This is a genomic window from Nitratireductor sp. J20-h4 (genome assembly GCF_056780505.1).
In genome coordinates, this window is the sequence record NZ_CM165557.1 from 775165 (window position 1) to 790519 (window position 15355).

Annotated in this window: 16 protein-coding genes; 11 read left to right on the forward strand and 5 right to left on the reverse strand. The window is 64.7% G+C overall.

All coding sequences use genetic code 11. The features are described from left to right. Nucleotides 1-32: 32 nt before the first annotated feature. From ctaD to rnhA, 10 genes are all read left to right on the forward strand, one after another. Entirely contained in the window at nucleotides 33-1685 is a 1653-nt protein-coding gene (ctaD, locus tag ACT2B0_RS03775; RefSeq protein ID WP_473461640.1) for a cytochrome c oxidase subunit I, read from the forward strand. A 72-nt stretch (nucleotides 1686-1757) separates the two neighbouring features. Beyond that, the gene (locus tag ACT2B0_RS03780; protein WP_473461643.1) at nucleotides 1758-2702 is read left to right on the forward strand and encodes a heme o synthase; all 945 of its coding nucleotides are present in this window, start codon (nucleotides 1758-1760) and stop codon (nucleotides 2700-2702) included. 1 nt (nucleotide 2703) lies between these two features. Further along, nucleotides 2704-2862, forward strand: a complete 159-nt coding sequence (locus ACT2B0_RS03785; protein WP_473461644.1) for a hypothetical protein — start codon at nucleotides 2704-2706, stop codon at nucleotides 2860-2862. A 5-nt stretch (nucleotides 2863-2867) separates the two neighbouring features. Further along, nucleotides 2868-3497, forward strand: a complete 630-nt coding sequence (locus ACT2B0_RS03790) for a cytochrome c oxidase assembly protein (protein WP_473461646.1) — start codon at nucleotides 2868-2870, stop codon at nucleotides 3495-3497. Between the two features lies 1 nt (nucleotide 3498). Further along, complete coding sequence (locus ACT2B0_RS03795) at nucleotides 3499-4386, forward strand: cytochrome c oxidase subunit 3 (protein ID WP_473461649.1); 888 nt, start codon at nucleotides 3499-3501, stop codon at nucleotides 4384-4386. Nucleotides 4387-4687: 301 nt separating this feature from the next. Beyond that, complete coding sequence (locus tag ACT2B0_RS03800; protein ID WP_473461651.1) at nucleotides 4688-5077, forward strand: DUF983 domain-containing protein; 390 nt, start codon at nucleotides 4688-4690, stop codon at nucleotides 5075-5077. Further along, nucleotides 5064-5834 (forward strand): SURF1 family protein, encoded by a 771-nt coding sequence (locus ACT2B0_RS03805; protein ID WP_473461653.1) that lies wholly within the window; start codon nucleotides 5064-5066, stop codon nucleotides 5832-5834. Before ACT2B0_RS03800 ends, ACT2B0_RS03805 begins: the two co-directional genes overlap by 14 nt. Before the next feature lie 50 nt (nucleotides 5835-5884). After that, nucleotides 5885-6886, forward strand: a complete 1002-nt coding sequence (ispH, locus tag ACT2B0_RS03810; RefSeq protein ID WP_473461656.1) for a 4-hydroxy-3-methylbut-2-enyl diphosphate reductase — start codon at nucleotides 5885-5887, stop codon at nucleotides 6884-6886. A 10-nt stretch (nucleotides 6887-6896) separates the two neighbouring features. Continuing rightward, entirely contained in the window at nucleotides 6897-7865 is a 969-nt protein-coding gene (locus tag ACT2B0_RS03815) for a homoserine kinase (protein WP_473461658.1), read from the forward strand. Then, nucleotides 7862-8326: a ribonuclease HI gene (gene rnhA, locus ACT2B0_RS03820; protein ID WP_473461661.1), complete on the forward strand. Its 465-nt coding sequence runs from the start codon at nucleotides 7862-7864 to the stop codon at nucleotides 8324-8326. The genes ACT2B0_RS03815 and rnhA overlap by 4 nt, the downstream gene beginning before the upstream one ends. A gap of 34 nt (nucleotides 8327-8360) precedes the next feature. Here rnhA and ACT2B0_RS03825 read toward each other — a convergent pair whose 3' ends face one another. Both ACT2B0_RS03825 and ACT2B0_RS03830 read right to left on the reverse strand, forming a co-directional pair. Next, nucleotides 8361-8846, reverse strand: coding sequence for a peroxiredoxin (locus ACT2B0_RS03825; protein WP_473461663.1), 486 nt, complete (start codon nucleotides 8844-8846; stop codon nucleotides 8361-8363). A gap of 84 nt (nucleotides 8847-8930) precedes the next feature. Beyond that, nucleotides 8931-9755 (reverse strand): protein-disulfide reductase DsbD domain-containing protein, encoded by an 825-nt coding sequence (locus ACT2B0_RS03830; protein ID WP_473461665.1) that lies wholly within the window; start codon nucleotides 9753-9755, stop codon nucleotides 8931-8933. A gap of 153 nt (nucleotides 9756-9908) precedes the next feature. Between ACT2B0_RS03830 and ACT2B0_RS03835 the strand changes: the two genes are divergently transcribed. Further along, complete coding sequence (locus ACT2B0_RS03835) at nucleotides 9909-10544, forward strand: YqgE/AlgH family protein (RefSeq protein WP_473461668.1); 636 nt, start codon at nucleotides 9909-9911, stop codon at nucleotides 10542-10544. On the opposite strand, the gene ACT2B0_RS03840 is transcribed toward ACT2B0_RS03835, so the two are convergent. The 3 genes from ACT2B0_RS03840 to ACT2B0_RS03850 are packed head-to-tail and all read right to left on the reverse strand — an operon-like array spanning nucleotide 10535 to nucleotide 15338. Then, nucleotides 10535-13399 (reverse strand): EAL domain-containing protein, encoded by a 2865-nt coding sequence (locus ACT2B0_RS03840; protein WP_473465768.1) that lies wholly within the window; start codon nucleotides 13397-13399, stop codon nucleotides 10535-10537. The genes ACT2B0_RS03835 and ACT2B0_RS03840 overlap by 10 nt on opposite strands. A 28-nt stretch (nucleotides 13400-13427) precedes the next feature. Further along, nucleotides 13428-14039: a GNAT family N-acetyltransferase gene (locus tag ACT2B0_RS03845; protein ID WP_473461670.1), complete on the reverse strand. Its 612-nt coding sequence runs from the start codon at nucleotides 14037-14039 to the stop codon at nucleotides 13428-13430. A 6-nt stretch (nucleotides 14040-14045) separates the two neighbouring features. Next, nucleotides 14046-15338, reverse strand: a complete 1293-nt coding sequence (locus ACT2B0_RS03850) for a M16 family metallopeptidase (protein WP_473461672.1) — start codon at nucleotides 15336-15338, stop codon at nucleotides 14046-14048. Nucleotides 15339-15355: the final 17 nt, after the last annotated feature.

Genomic DNA, 15355 nt, shown 5'->3' on the forward strand with positions numbered 1-15355 from the left:
GAACGGTCAGAATAAGGGAAACGGAGCGTAACATGGCAGGCGCTGCAGCTCACGATGCGGACCACGACCACAAGCCCTATGGCTGGACGCGGTGGGTCTATTCCACCAATCACAAGGACATCGGCACGCTCTATCTGATCTTCGCGATCTGTGCCGGCATCATCGGCGGCTTCCTGTCGGTGATGATGCGCTGGGAGCTTGCCGAGCCGGGCATCCAGATCTTCCACGGGCTCGCCGCCATGGTCTACGGCGTGGAGGGCGACGCAGCCGTCGATGCCGGCAAGCACATGTACAACGTGTTCACGACCGGCCACGGCCTGATCATGATCTTCTTCATGGTCATGCCCGCGCTGATCGGCGGTTTCGCCAACTGGATGGTGCCGATCATGATCGGTGCGCCGGACATGGCGTTCCCGCGCATGAACAACATCTCGTTCTGGCTGCTGCCGCCTGCTTTCATTCTTCTGCTGCTGTCGATGTTCGTGCCCGGTCCCGCCGGCGCTCTCGGCGCCGGTGGCGGCTGGACGGTCTACCCGCCGCTGTCGACCTCGGGTCAGCCCGGTCCGGCGATGGATCTCGTCATCCTGTCGCTGCACATCGCCGGCGCGTCGTCGATTCTCGGCGCGATCAACTTCATCACCACCATCTTCAACATGCGCGCGCCGGGCATGACGCTGCACAAGATGCCGCTTTTCGCCTGGTCGGTGCTGATCACGGCGTTCCTGCTGCTGCTGTCGCTTCCGGTGCTTGCCGGCGGCATCACCATGCTTCTGACTGACCGTAATTTCGGCACCGCCTTCTTCGCGCCGGAAGGCGGCGGCGACCCGATCCTGTTCCAGCATCTGTTCTGGTTCTTCGGCCACCCCGAGGTCTACATCCTGATCCTGCCGGGCTTCGGTATCGTCAGCCACATCGTGTCGACCTTCTCGCGCAAGCCGATCTTCGGTTATCTCGGCATGGCCTACGCCATGGTCGCCATCGGCGTGGTCGGCTTCATCGTCTGGGCGCACCACATGTACACGACCGGCCTGTCGCTCGACACGCAGCGCTATTTCGTGTTCGCCACCATGGTGATCGCGGTGCCGACGGGCGTAAAGATCTTCTCGTGGATCGCCACCATGTGGGGCGGCTCGATCTCCATGCGCACCCCGATGCTGTGGGCGATCGGCTTCATCTTCCTGTTTACCGTCGGCGGCGTGACGGGCGTCCAGCTCGCCAATGCCGGTCTCGATCGCTCCTTGCATGACACCTATTACGTCGTGGCGCACTTCCATTACGTGCTGTCGCTGGGCGCCGTGTTCGCGATCTTCGCGGCGTGGTATTACTGGTTCCCCAAGATGACGGGTTACATGTACTCGCCGCTGATCGCGCGCACCCATTTCTGGGTCACCTTCATCGGCGTGAACCTGATCTTCTTCCCGCAGCACTTCCTCGGCCTGGCCGGCATGCCGCGTCGTTATATCGACTATCCCGACGCCTTCGCGGGCTGGAACATGGTCTCGTCCTATGGCTCCTACATTGCCGCGATCGGCGTGGTGATCTTCCTCTATGGCGTGTTCGAAGCCTTCCGCAAGAAGCGCGTCGCCGGCGCCAATCCGTGGGGCGAGGGCGCCACGACGCTGGAATGGCAGCTGCCGTCTCCGCCGCCCTTCCACCAGTGGGAAGAGCTGCCGAGGATCAAGTAGGCAAAGGCAAACAACGAAGCCGTCGGTTCGCCGGCGGCTTCGCTCAAAGGGACAAAGCGGTACCGCGTCTTCATGGCCATCGTCGACAACCACATTTCCGCGACGGAAGCGGGCGTGCGCCTCTCGGAGGCGACGCCGCGCGACTATTTCGCGCTGTTGAAGCCGCGTGTCATGTCGCTGGTCATCTTCACGGCTCTGGTCGGTCTGGTCGCCGCGCCGGGCACCTTGAACCCGTTCATCGCCCTGGTCGCGATCCTGGCGATCGCGGTTGGCGCCGGCGCCTCGGGCGCGCTCAATATGTGGTACGACGCCGACATCGATGTGGTGATGTCGCGCACCGCCGACCGCCCGGTGCCGTCGGGGCGCATCGCCGCCGGCGAGGCGCTGGCGTTCGGGCTCGTCCTGTCGGCGTTCTCGGTCATGACGCTGGGCGTGATCGTCAATTGGGTCGCGGCCGGTCTGCTCGCCTTCACCATTTTCTTCTACGCCGTCGTCTACACGATGTGGCTGAAACGCTGGACGCCGCAAAACATCGTTATCGGCGGGGCGGCCGGCGCCTTCCCCCCGATGATCGGCTGGGCCGCCGCGACGGGCTCCGTCAGCCTCGAAAGCGTCATCCTGTTTTTGATCATCTTTTTGTGGACGCCGCCGCATTTCTGGGCGCTCGCCCTGTTCAAGTCCGGCGACTACGAGCGGGCCGGCGTTCCCATGTTGCCCAACGTCGCCGGCGCTGCCGCCACCCGTCGCCAGATCCTGGTCTATTCGCTGCTCATCGCGCCGGTCGGCGCGGCGCCCTGGGCGTTCGGGTTCGCCAGCGCGGCCTACGGCGTGCTTGCGGTCGCGCTCGGCGCGGGCTTTGCGTGGCATGCCTGGCGGGTGTTTACCATGGCCGACGACGATCGCGCCATGAAGCCGGCCAAGGCGCTGTTTGCATACTCGATCGTCTATCTGTTCGCGATCTTCGCCGCGTTCCTCATCGACACCGTCGCCGGCCGGATCGTCGGGCTCGGAGGCTGACATGAGCGACAAAAAAGGTCTCGTCCTCAGTCCGGCCCAGGCCAAGGCGCGCCGGGCACGCTCCATCGCGATCGGCCTGGTGCTGGCGGCCATGGTGGCGATCTTCTATTTCGCCACGATCGCCAAGTTCGGCCCGGCGATTTTTGAGCGGGCATTGTGACGTCGATGAACGCGAAACACCTCACCAGCGCGAAAACCGAACGTTCCAACCGCGTCATCGCCGTGGCTTGCCTGGCGTTTTTCGCCGGCATGATCGGCATGGCCTATGCGGCCGTGCCGCTTTATCAGCTTTTCTGCCAGGTCACCGGCTATGGCGGCACCACGCAGCGCGTCGAGCAATATTCCGACACCATTCTCGATCGCGAGATCACAATCCGCTTCGACGCCAACGTGGCCAGCGATCTGCCCTGGGATTTCAAGCCGGTTCAGCGCGACGTGAAGATCCGGATCGGCGAGACGGCGCAGATCGCCTATACAGCCCGCAACGTGTTCGAGACACCGACGCGCGGGCGCGCCTCTTTCAACGTCTCGCCGCCGATGGCGGGCGCCTATTTCAACAAGGTCGAGTGTTTCTGCTTCACCGACACCGAGCTGAAACCGGGCGAGACCATGGATATGCCCGTCGTTTTCTTCATCGATCCGGAAATCGTCAACGTTCCGGAACTGAAGACGACGGAGACCATCACGCTGTCCTACACTTTCTTTTCCATTGACGGGGACGAACCCGTCGCCGCCTCGCCCAAGGGCAAGGCGACTGACGCAACGACGAACGAGACGACCAAGCTCGGGGGCTGACATGGCTGACGCACACGCCAAACCGCAACACGACTACCACATTATCGACCCGAGCCCCTGGCCGTTCATCGGCTCGGTGGGCGCGCTGATCATGGCGATAGGCGGCGTCGCCTGGATGCAGAGCATGCGCAGCGGCGCGCTGCCTGTGTTCGGCATGGACCTGGCCGGCGCCAAATACTGGATCTTCGCAATCGGGCTCGTCGTCGTGCTCTACACGATGATTGCCTGGTGGTCCGACACGATCAAGGAAGCGCATGAAGGCCATCACACCCGCGTGGTGTCGCTGCATCTGCGCTACGGCATGATCATGTTCATCGCCTCGGAGGTGATGTTCTTCGTCGCCTGGTTCTGGGCGTTTTTCGACGCCAGCCTGTTTCCCAACGAGGCCGCTCAGGTCGCGCGTGCGGAGTATACCGGCGGTGTCTGGCCGCCGCAGGGCATCGAGGTGCTCGATCCTTTCCACCTGCCGCTCTACAACACCATCATCCTGCTCTTGTCGGGCACGACGGTCACCTGGGCGCACCATGCGCTGCTGCACGACGACCGCAAGGGGCTGGTCTGGGGCCTGGCCCTGACGGTTGCGCTCGGCGTGCTGTTTTCCATCGTGCAGGTCTACGAATATGTGCACGCGCCGTTCGCCTTCAGCGATTCCATCTATGGCGCGACCTTCTTCATGGCGACCGGTTTCCATGGTTTCCACGTCTTCGTCGGCACGATCTTCCTGCTGGTGTGCCTGTTGCGCGCCATGCGCGGCGACTTTACCGCGAAGCAGCATTTCGGCTTCGAGGCTGCTGCCTGGTACTGGCACTTCGTCGACGTGGTGTGGCTGTTCCTGTTCGCCTGCATCTATGTGTGGGCGTCTTCGGGCGCCACGATCGCAGCGCACTGACGCGCGCAAGACCATGTTGTGCAGCGGCCGCCTTCGGGCGGCCGTTCCTTTTTGTCGCTTGTGCGCGCTCCGGATGCTGGAGCGTTCTGCCCTATCCCGGCATGGTTCCGGCAGGCTGCGACAATGGCGGGCGTCGACCCAAGCGGCATGATCGTGATACAGCGCTAGCCGAGCGGGTCGGGGCGCGTGTCCCGGTTCCGAAAGCGGTCTGACTGGACCGCCGCCCCAGCGCCGTCGCCGACGCGCAGATGGATGAAATCCGTACCATGCTGGACAATGCCATGCCGATCGGGATCAGGCCATGAGCCAGGACAAGGCGCAGTATCCGCCGGTCGAGCCGATCGGTGCCGGCCTCAAGGGCCGCTGTCCGCGCTGCGGCGAGGGGCGGCTTTTTTCCGGCTATCTGACTGTGAACAAGGGTTGCGCCAATTGCGGCCTGCCGTTCGACTTTGCCGATGCCGGCGACGGACCGGCGGTTTTCGTCATGCTGTTTATTGGTTTTCTGGTGGTCGGCCTCGCCCTGTGGGCCGAAGTGTCGTTCGGACCGCCGCTATGGCTGCATTTTGTGTTGTGGATCCCGCTTGCCATCGTCGGCTCGCTGGTGCCGTTGCGCCTGTTCAAGGGCGTGCTGATCAATCTGCAATACGCCAACAAGGCCCAGGAAGGCCGGCTCGACCATGGCGAGGACTGAGACGCCGTCTCCCGCGCGCTCCACGCCGTCGGCGTGGAAAATCGTGCTGGCCGCGCTCGTCCTGTTTGCCATCCTGTGCGCGCTCGGCGTCTGGCAGGTCCAGCGCCTGGCCTGGAAGGAAGGCCTGCTCGCCACTATCGAGGAGCGTATCCACCGGCCGCCGGTCGCTTTCAACGACGTCGTGGCCGCGCATCGGGCCGGCCAGGAGATCGAATATCTGCCGGTCAGCGTGACGGGCACCTTCCTGCATTCCGGCGAGCGCCATTTCTTCGCCACCTGGAAAGGCGCCTCGGGCTATTTCGTCTATACGCCGCTGCTGCGCGCCGACGGTTCGGCCGTCTTCGTCAATCGCGGCTTCGTCCCCTTCGACCGCAAGCCGGCCGCCACGCGCGGCGAGGGGCAGGTCGCTGGCGAACGCACCATCACCGGGCTTGCACGCGATCGGCTGGCGCAAAAACCGTCCTCCATCCTGCCCGACAACGAGCCCGGCAAGAACATCTTCTACTGGAAGGATATCGAGGCGATGGCGGCCACCGCCGGTCTGCCGGACGGCACCGAAATCATGCCGTTTTTCGTCGACGCCGACGACAGTCCCAATCCCGGCGGTCTGCCCGTGGGCGGCGTGACGCTGATCAGCATGCCCAACAATCACCTGCAATATGCCGTGACCTGGTTCGGCCTGGCGGCGGCGCTCGCAGGCGTCGTCGGCGTCTGGCTGGTGCGCATAAGGCGCGAGGATCGGGCCCCCCGCCCTTGACAGGCGCGGGTGCGGCACATCATGTCCGCCGGCAAGAAGGTGATCGATCCATGCCCGAATCCGATAAGCATCCGCTGACCATCCGCCTGTGCCAGCCGCGCGGCTTTTGCGCCGGCGTCGACCGTGCCATTCAGATCGTCGTTCTGGCGCTGAAGAAATACGGCGCGCCGGTCTATGTCCGCCACGAGATTGTCCACAATCGCTACGTGGTCGAGGGCCTGCAGAACCTGGGAGCGGTGTTCGTCGAGGAGATCGACGAGATTCCGGACGAGCATCGCGACTGCCCGGTGGTGTTTTCCGCCCATGGCGTGCCGAAATCGGTGCCGCGCGATGCCGCCGAGCGGGCGCTGTTTTACCTCGACGCCACCTGTCCGCTGGTGTCCAAGGTCCACAAACAGGCGATCCGTCACCATCGGCTCGGCCGCCATGTCGTGCTGGTCGGCCATGCCGGCCATCCCGAGGTCATCGGTACGATGGGCCAGTTGCCTGAAGGCGCCGTCAGCCTGATCGAGACCGAGGAGGATGTGGCGCGCTTCGCGCCGGCCGATCCGGCAGCACTCGGGTTCGTCACCCAGACGACGCTTTCGGTCGACGACACGGCCGGCATCATCGGCGCGCTGCAGCAGCGCTTTCCCGCCATGCAGGCGCCGGCCGCCGAATCGATCTGCTACGCCACCACCAACCGCCAGGAGGCGGTCAAGGAAACCGCGCCCGGCGCCGATCTCTTCCTGATCGTCGGCGCGCCGAATTCGTCCAATTCACGCCGGCTCGTCGAGGTCGCCGAGCGCTCGGGTGCCAGGCGCGCGCTTCTCGTGCAGCGCGCCGCCGACATCGTCTGGGACGAGATCGGCCCAATTCGCACGCTCGGCCTGTCGGCGGGGGCCTCGGCGCCCGAGATCATCGTCAACGAGATCATCGAAGCCTTTCGCGAACGCTTCGACGTCACGGTCGATCTCGCCATAACCGCCACCGAGACGGAGGACTTCCCCGTCATGCGTGCCTTGCGCGACGTCGACCTGACCCGGGCCGATATGGCCTTCGTCAACGGCTGAGCCGCACGCGATGGCCGTCTACACAGACATCAACGAGATAGAACTCGCCGCTTTCCTGCGGGAATACCGTCTTGGCGAGATGATGTCCTACAAGGGCATCGCCGAAGGCTCCGAGAACTCCAATTTCTACCTGCACACCACGGTCGGGACCTATATCCTGACGCTCTACGAGCGGCGGGTCGAGGTCGCCGACCTGCCTTTTTTTCTCGGCCTGATGCAGCATCTGGCGCAAAAGGGCATTTCCTGCCCGCTGCCGGTCGAACGTCGGGACGGCGGGCTGATCGGCGAGCTTGCCGGCCGGCCGGCCGCGATCATAACCTTTCTGGAAGGAATCTGGGTACGACGGCCGACGCCCGCCCATTGCCATGCAGTCGGCGCCGCGCTTGCCGCCCTGCATCTCGCCGGCGCCGATTTCAAGCTCGGCCGCGAGAACGCGCTGTCGGTCGACGGCTGGAAACGGCTTTGGCTGCAGGCGCGGCCGCGCGCCGATACGTTTCAGGCCGGCCTGGTGGAGGAGATCGACGCCGAGTTCGCGGCCTTCGAGCGCGACTGGCCGTCCGACCTGCCGTCGGGCATCATCCATGCCGATCTTTTTCCCGACAATGTGTTCTTCCTCGGCGACAGGCTGTCCGGCCTGATCGATTTCTATTTCGCCTGCAACGATATCTTTGCCTACGACGTCGCAACCTGCCTCAATGCGTGGTGCTTCGAAGCCGACAATGCCTTCAATCTGACCAAGGGTCAGGCCTTCTTGGCCGGCTACCAGAGCGTCCGTCGGTTGGAGCCTGCCGAACGCGAGGCGTTGCCGTTGCTGGCGCGCGGCTCGGCGCTGCGTTTCATGCTCACGCGCCTTTACGATTGGCTCACGATCCCCGACGGCGCGCTGGTGCAAAAACGCGATCCGGGCGAGTTCATCCGTCGCCTGCGCTTTCATCGCCACATCCGCGCGACCTCCGAATACGGACTTGGAGCTTCATGAAAAAGGTCGAAATTTTCACCGATGGCGCCTGTTCGGGCAATCCCGGCCCGGGCGGTTGGGGCGCGATTCTGCGCTTCAACGGCACGGAAAAGGAGCTGTCGGGCGGCGAGGCCCATACCACCAACAACCGAATGGAGCTGATGGCGGCGATCGAGGCGCTCAACGCCCTCAAGCAGTCCTGCCAGGTCGTCGTCACCACAGACAGCGTCTATGTGCGCGACGGCATTTCCGGCTGGATCGACGGCTGGAAGCGCAATGGCTGGAAGACGGCCGCCAAGAAGCCGGTCAAGAATGCCGAACTGTGGCAGGCGCTGGACGAGGCGCGCCGCCGCCATACGGTCGAATGGCGCTGGGTGAAAGGCCATGCCGGCCACGCCGAAAACGAACGCGCCGACGATCTTGCCCGCCTCGCCCTGGCCGCGTTCAAGCGGCCGCGCCGCGCCGCGCCGGCGCGCGACTGAACCAGGCGCGCGCCCCGGCCGACGGTCGCCGGCTTCAGATTTGTTCCAGAATTCTCGCCGCGCCCGATTCCACGGCGTCCGCCGGGCTGGTTTCGATGTTGAGCGTGCGCACTTTGCGATCCTCCACGATCATCGAATAACGCCTGGAACGGATGCCCAGCCCGGCGATGGTCAGGTCGACGTCGAGGCCGAGCGCGCGCGTGAAATCGCCGTTCCCGTCGGCGAGATAGACCAGCTTGCCTTCGCCGCCGGAAAACCGCGCCCAAGCCGTCATCACATGATGATCGTTGACGGAGATGACGGCGATCGTATCGGCGCCGCGGGCGAGAATGGCGTCGTGGTTCTCAAGATAGCCGGGCAGGTGATTGTTGGAGCAGGTCGGTGTGAACGCGCCGGGCACGCCGAACAGCACCACGGTCTTGCCCTCGAACAGCTCCGCCACACTCTTGCTTTGCGCGCCATCGGCGCCGATCGCCTTGAGCGTGGCGTCAGGCAGCGTGTCCCCGACCGATATCGTCATGAAAGTCTCTCCGATAAATCTCTGTGAGGTGAGGTTGAGATGTCCACATAACGCGAACAGCGTCGACGTCCAGCCCGGTTCTGATCAGGGAAGGCTGATTTCGCCCGCGACCGCGCCGGCGTCCGTCACCAGCGTGTAGGCGACCGTGGGCGGTGGGGTATCCGTTCCAGGGCGCTGGAGGATCGGTACGTGAAAGATGGTTCGGTCGGCCGGACCGTTGCCGGCCTCGGTCCTGTCGGTCCGCGGAGCGCCGAACAAGTAACCCTGCGCGCCGGCGACGAACAAAGCGGCCTCGCCACTTTCGGCCGGCATGGCTGCCTCGACGATCAGCTGGTCGGCCTCCAGGCGGACCGCTGTGACGCCGAAATCGTCACCGGCAGGCGCCGGCAGGGCGGCGAAAGCCGCCTCGACGGCGGCCTTGTCGGCCGGTGCGTCGGGCGCGCTCCCCGGTTCGACGTCGAAGCGCGCCTGGACCGGAATGCACACATCCTGGCACACGCCCAGAAAGACGGAGGCCTTGATCAGCGCATAGCGGTCGGGCGCGCCGATGGTAAAAATCACCGGAAACCGGACCGGCGCGTCGTAGCCGGCCCAGGCGCCGTAACTGTCCTCGTGCCATTGCGGCGCGGGATAGCCGAGGCGCGCGTCCTCCACGTTGAGACTGCCGTCAAGGGTGATCTGCGGCGGCACGCCCGACGCGCCGGGGTCGCGCCAGTAGGTTTTCCAGCCCGGCACGAGATCGACTTCGAGCGCGCCGCGCAAAACGCCGTCGTGGTCGGCAAGCCCTGTCGTGATCAGGCGGATCGTGGCGCCGTCGGTGTGAAAGCTTTCGCTGGATGCGGCCTGCGCGCGCCCGGCGGCCGGCGCGGCAAGCACCAACGCGAGCGCAAAGGACATGATGTGTTTCAAGCAGCGCCTCCTTCCGTGCCAGCAGTGTCGTCAATTCGCGTGAACTTCAATCCGCCATGCCATCATTTGCCGTCATTTCTGCGTGAAGAGGGACCATCCAGGCGATTTTGAATTCGTCTTTCAAGAAATGCCGAAACGCGATAGGCTTCCAGCATGGATTTGTTGCGCCAGAAGGGAAAATCGAACCCGCCTCCCGGCAATGCCGGCGGCGGGGCAGGCGGTTTTCTCGACGATCATTTCCTCATCGCCATGCCCGGCATGGCGGATGACCGTTTCGCGCGCGCCGTTATCTATGTCTGCGCCCACAGCGAGGAGGGCGCGATGGGGCTGATCGTCAACCAGTCCCAGTCGCTGCGTTTCGCCGACCTGCTCGTTCAACTCGGCATCGTCGATGAAAAGCAGGCGATCCGGCTCGCCCCCTCCGCGCGCGACCTTTTGGTGCACAATGGCGGGCCGGTCGACCGCAGCCGCGGCTTCGTGCTCCACTCCGACGATTACGTGGTCGAGTCCTCGTTGCCGGTTTCCGACGAGATCTGCCTGACCGCCACGGTCGACATTTTGCGCGCCATCTCCGAGGGCGAAGGCCCGCGCCACGCCATCATGGCGCTCGGTTATGCGGGATGGGGCGCCGGCCAGCTCGAGCAGGAGATCGTCGACAATGGCTGGTTGACCTGCCCGGTCGACATCGAGCTTTTGTTCGACGGCGACATCGATCGCAAATATGACCGGGTGCTGGCTCTGCTTGGCATCGACGTGGCCCATCTGAGCAATTTCTCCGGTCACGCCTGAGTGAGCGGGAACTGCTCCTTGAGAAGCTTCAGCGCTGCGTCCGCGGGCAGGGGCGCACCGAACAGGAAGCTTTGAACGAATTCGCACCCCATTTGCCTGAGCTGTAGCGCGTCGGCCTCGGTGGACACACCCTCGGCAACGACCGACAGGCCCAGATCGTGCGCCATGTCGACCATGGAGCTCAACAGCACCGCCTTTTTCGGGCTGGTGTCGTCGACGAAGCTCTTGTCGATCTTGATGGTGTCGAAGGGCAGGCGGGTCAGGTAGGACAGCGAGGAATGGCCGGTTCCGAAATCGTCCAGTGACAGGCCGATCCCGAGCTTGCGCAGCTTTTCGAGCACGTGAGCGCACTGCTCGGGATTGTCCATGATCAGCGATTCGGTCAGTTCCAGACGGAAATAGATCGGTTTGAGATTGGCTCTGGCCAGCACCGAGCGCACGTCGGTGACGAGATCCTGACGGATGAGCTGGCGGCTCGACAGGTTGACCGACACCGACAGCGGCGAGTTGCCGATCTGCTTTTGCCAGGAGGCGAGATCGTCGGCGGCGCGCTGCATGGCGAACAGGCCGAGCTGGACGATCAGATTGCAGTTTTCCGCGACCGGGATGAATTCGCCCGGCAGGATCATGCCCCGGCGCGGATGGTCCCAGCGCATCAGCGCCTCGAAACCGGCGACCGAATTGTCTTCCAGACGCACGATCGGCTGGTAGACGAGGCTGAGCTCGCCCCGATCGAGCGCGCGGCGCAGATCCGACTCGATCTGCAGGCGGTCGGCGCCATAGGAGCGGAAGGCCGGGCGGAAGGGCTCGATCCGGTCGCCGCCGAAGCGCTTGGCCTGCTGCATGGCGAGTTCGGCGTCCTTGACCATGTCCTCGGCTGTCGCGGAAGGCGACGTCCACGAAATCAGGCCGATCGACCCCGTCAGCACGATCTCGCGCTTGGCGAAGCTGATCGGTGCCCGGATCGCCTGGCGCAACGCGTCGGCGAAGGCCGCGATCCGCGCCGGGTCCTGTTCCGAAAGCAGCATCAGTGCGAACTGATCGCCGGTAAAGCGCGACAGCGAGTCCTGCGGCTTGATCAGCCGGTGCAGCCGGCGCGCCAGCGTCAGAAGCATGGTGTCGCCGGCCGACATGCCGAGCCCGTCATTGACGTGCTTGAACCGGTCGACATCGATGACGAAGACGGTCGGTCGGACCTTTTCCTCCGCCCGCGCGATGCTGACCACCGCGTCGAGCCGGTTGAGGAACAGTTCGCGATTGGGCAGGCCGGTCAGATTGTCGTGCACGGCGTCGTGCAACAGCCGCTCCTCGGCCTTTTTCTGCTCGGTGACATCGATCAGCGTGCCGACGCAGCGAATGACCTCGCCGTCCGAGCCGACCACGGGGCGGGCCCGCATCAAGAACCAGTGATAATGGCCGTCGGCGGCGCGCAGCCGAAAGCTCTGGCCGATGCGGCCGCGCCGGTGTTCCAGCACCATGTCGAGCGTGGTGCGGAAATGATCGCGGTCGTCGGGGTGCAGCACCGGCAGCCAGTTGCGGGCCGGGCCGTGCAGGCTGCCGCCGCTCAGGCCGAGCTGATCGCTGATGTCGGGCCGGGTCACGACGCGGTCGCGCAGCACGTCCCAGTCCACCACCGTGTCGCCGGAGCCGGTGATGGCCAGCGCCTGGCGTTCCATGTCGCTGAACAGACCCTGTTGCAGCGCGCCGCCGGAAAACGCGTGCTGCATCACGGTGAAGCCGATCAGGAGTACGATCAGGATCAGGCCGCCGCCCAGCGCCGGCTGGACGATGTCGTTGTCGAGCAGTCCGGTGATGGCCAGCCACGAGCCGGCCATCCACACCAGCACCATCAGCCAGCTCGGCACCAGCATGATCGCCCGGTCGTAGCCGCGCAGACCCAGATAGACGACCAGAAGCAGGCCGATGACCGCGGTCGCGGCGAACGAGAGCCGCGCGACGCCGGCGGCCACGGCCGGATCGAAGAACACCGCGATGCCGGCAATCAGGCCGAGAGCGGAAATCCAGGCAAGCGCGACATAGCTGAAATGGCCGTGCCAGCGATTGAGGTTGAGATAGGCGAACAGGAACACGATCGAGCTTCCCGCCAGCGCGATCTCGGTTACCGAACGCCACAACTGCTCGCTGCCCGGCGATATCTCGATGACCTTGCTCAGGAACCCGAAATCCACGCAGATATAGGCCAGGGCCGCCCAGGCGAGGGCGGCCGTCGCCGGAAACATGGTCGTGCCCTTGACGACGAAGAGAATGGTCAAGAACAGCGCCAGCAGGCCCGCGATGCCGATCACGATGCCGCGAAACAGCGTGTATGAATTGACGGTGTCCTTGTAGGCTTCCGGATCCCAGAGATAGACCTGCGGCACTTCCGGCGAGGCCAGCTCGGCGATGAAGGTGATCACCGAGCCGGGATTGAGGGTCACCAGGAAGACGTCGGCGTCGGGGCTTGCCTGCCGGTCGAGCGCGAAGCCCTCGCTCGGCGTGATCGCGCCGATCCGGCTCGCGCCGAGATCGGGCCAGAACAGGCCGGACCCGACCAGCCGGAAATGCGGCGCGACGATCAGCCGGTCGAGCTGCTGGTCGGTCGTGTTGGCGAGCGCGAACACGGCCCAGTCGCCGGACGAATTGTTCTCCTTCGCCTCGACTTCGATGCGCCGCACGATTCCGTCGATACCGGGCGCCGTGGACACCTGGAAACTGGCGCCCTTGTTGCGGTGAAACTCCAGCGCGCCGGACAGGTCGAGCGCGATGTCGTCGCGCGATATTCTGATAGGCTCGATCGCGCCGGCCGGCACGGGCGCCCAAAGCGCGGCCACAACCACGGCGACGAGCGCGAGCAGGAAATAACGTATGTGGCGGTCGGTCGAATCAGGTGCCACCGGTCTTGCCCCGTATTTGCTGTGCCCGATAGTCGTCCACGATCAGGGCGTAAAGATAGTGGTCCTGCCACGTTCCGTTGATCTTCAGATAGGACCGCAACAGTCCTTCCCGCGTGAATCCGGCTTTTTCAAGTACACGCATGGACCGCGTATTGCCGGGAATGCAAGCCGCCTCGATCCTGTGCAGGCCGAGCGTTTCGAACCCGTAGCCGCTGGCCAGGTTCAGCGCCTCCGCCATGATGCCGCGACCGGCGTGGCGCTCACCCATCCAGTAGCCGATCTGCGCCGACTGGGCCACGCCGCGCCTGATATTGCCGATCGAGATGCCGCCGGCCATCCTGCCGGTATCGTTGAGGAAGATCAGAAAGGTCGTGCCGGTGCCGCGCCCGTACTCCTCACGATAGCGTCTGATCCGTGCGCGCCAGGCCGGCCGGCCGAGTTCGTCGCTGGCCCATTTCGGTTCCCACCGTTCCAGGAACTGGCGGCTGGTGCTGCGCAGCTCGGCCCATTCGGAATATTCCTGCCCGGTGGGAAATTGGAGCGTGATCCTGTCCCCTCTGGCGGACGGGTAGGCCCGGCTGAAGAACGGCAGGCCAGCCATTGCCGGCTAGCCGGCGACGACACGCATGGCCGATTGCCGGTCGGGCAGCAGGCCGACAATGTCCTCGAAGGCGGCCAGCGAGCCGACCGGGCCGACCGCGGCCACGGTCGGGCGGGTGGAGAAAAGCCGCGCCGACAGGTCGGCCAACCGCTCCACGGTAATCAGCGAAAGCCGTTCCATCAACTCGTCCATGGACACCGGTCGGCCGAAAAGCAGCATCTGGCGCGCGATCTGCGAGGCGCGGCTCGCCGCGCTTTCGCTCGACATCTTCAGCCCGGCCCGGTATTGCGCCCGCGCCCGGTCGAGCTCTTCCTGCTTGATGCGTTCGCCGGCCTTGCTCAATTCGCCGAGCAGAACCGGAACCAGCGTGGCAATGTCTTCCTTGCCGGTGGCGGCGTGGATGCCGAACACGCCGGTATCCGAAAAGCCCCAATGGAAGGCATAGACCGAATAGCAAAGCCCGCGGCGCTCGCGCACCTCCTGGAACAGGCGCGACGACATGCCGCCGCCCAGGATCATGGAAAGCAGTTGGGAGGCATAAAAGTCGCGCACATGATAGGCGCGGCCCTCGAAGCCGAGCACGATCTGGGCGTCCATCAGGTCGCGGTGCTCGCGAAAGTCGCCGCCGACATAATGCGCCGTCTGCGGCTTGCCGGCCGGCGCCTTCTTCTGCAGCAGGCCGAGCCGCTTTTCGACCTCGCGGGCGAACTCGTCGTGACGCACCGCGCCGGTGGCCACCACCACCATGCGGTCGGCGCCATATTGGCGGGCCATGAAATCGTGGATCTGCCTGGGCGTGAACGACTGCACCGTTTCGGGCGTGCCGAGGATGGTGCGTCCGAGGGTCTGGTGGCGAAAGGCGGTTTCGGAGAAATGGTCGAAAACCACGTCGTCGGGCGTGTCGTGAGCCGCGCCGATCTCTTGCAGGATGACATGCTGCTCGCGGCGTAGCTCGTCGGGATCGAACCGGGAATCGGTCAGGATGTCGGCCAGGAGATCGATCGCCAGCGGCAGGTCGTCGCGCAGCACGCGGGCGAAAAACGATGTCGTCTCCACGCTCGTGGCCGCGTTGATCTCGCCGCCCACATCCTCGATCTGGGAGGCGATGTCCCATGCCGAACGCGACCCGGTGCCCTTGAACGCCATATGTTCCAGCAGATGGGCGATGCCGTGTTCGTTCTCGAGCTCGTCACGCGATCCGGATCGGACCCACACGCCGAGCGCGACGCTGTCGATATGGGGATGGGTTTCGGTCACGACCGTCAAACCGTTCGACAGACGGCTTACCTCAACTGCCATAAATGGCCTACTCCTTG

What these genes read in the sequence shown, in the direction of transcription:
- ACT2B0_RS03795 (WP_473461649.1), top strand. Translation starts at nt 3,499, where the DNA reads ATGGCTGACGCACACGCCAAACCGCAACACGACTACCACATTATCGAC.
- ACT2B0_RS03815 (WP_473461658.1), top strand. Translation starts at nt 6,897, where the DNA reads ATGGCCGTCTACACAGACATCAACGAGATAGAACTCGCCGCTTTCCTG.
- ACT2B0_RS03785 (WP_473461644.1), top strand. Translation starts at nt 2,704, where the DNA reads ATGAGCGACAAAAAAGGTCTCGTCCTCAGTCCGGCCCAGGCCAAGGCG.
- ispH (WP_473461656.1), top strand. Translation starts at nt 5,885, where the DNA reads ATGCCCGAATCCGATAAGCATCCGCTGACCATCCGCCTGTGCCAGCCG.
- ACT2B0_RS03805 (WP_473461653.1), top strand. Translation starts at nt 5,064, where the DNA reads ATGGCGAGGACTGAGACGCCGTCTCCCGCGCGCTCCACGCCGTCGGCG.
- ACT2B0_RS03790 (WP_473461646.1), top strand. Translation starts at nt 2,868, where the DNA reads ATGAACGCGAAACACCTCACCAGCGCGAAAACCGAACGTTCCAACCGC.
- ACT2B0_RS03845 (WP_473461670.1), bottom strand. Translation starts at nt 14,039, where the DNA reads ATGGCTGGCCTGCCGTTCTTCAGCCGGGCCTACCCGTCCGCCAGAGGG.
- ACT2B0_RS03850 (WP_473461672.1), bottom strand. Translation starts at nt 15,338, where the DNA reads ATGGCAGTTGAGGTAAGCCGTCTGTCGAACGGTTTGACGGTCGTGACC.
- rnhA (WP_473461661.1), top strand. Translation starts at nt 7,862, where the DNA reads ATGAAAAAGGTCGAAATTTTCACCGATGGCGCCTGTTCGGGCAATCCC.
- ACT2B0_RS03835 (WP_473461668.1), top strand. Translation starts at nt 9,909, where the DNA reads ATGGATTTGTTGCGCCAGAAGGGAAAATCGAACCCGCCTCCCGGCAAT.
- ACT2B0_RS03800 (WP_473461651.1), top strand. Translation starts at nt 4,688, where the DNA reads ATGAGCCAGGACAAGGCGCAGTATCCGCCGGTCGAGCCGATCGGTGCC.
- ACT2B0_RS03780 (WP_473461643.1), top strand. Translation starts at nt 1,758, where the DNA reads ATGGCCATCGTCGACAACCACATTTCCGCGACGGAAGCGGGCGTGCGC.
- ACT2B0_RS03825 (WP_473461663.1), bottom strand. Translation starts at nt 8,846, where the DNA reads ATGACGATATCGGTCGGGGACACGCTGCCTGACGCCACGCTCAAGGCG.
- ctaD (WP_473461640.1), top strand. Translation starts at nt 33, where the DNA reads ATGGCAGGCGCTGCAGCTCACGATGCGGACCACGACCACAAGCCCTAT.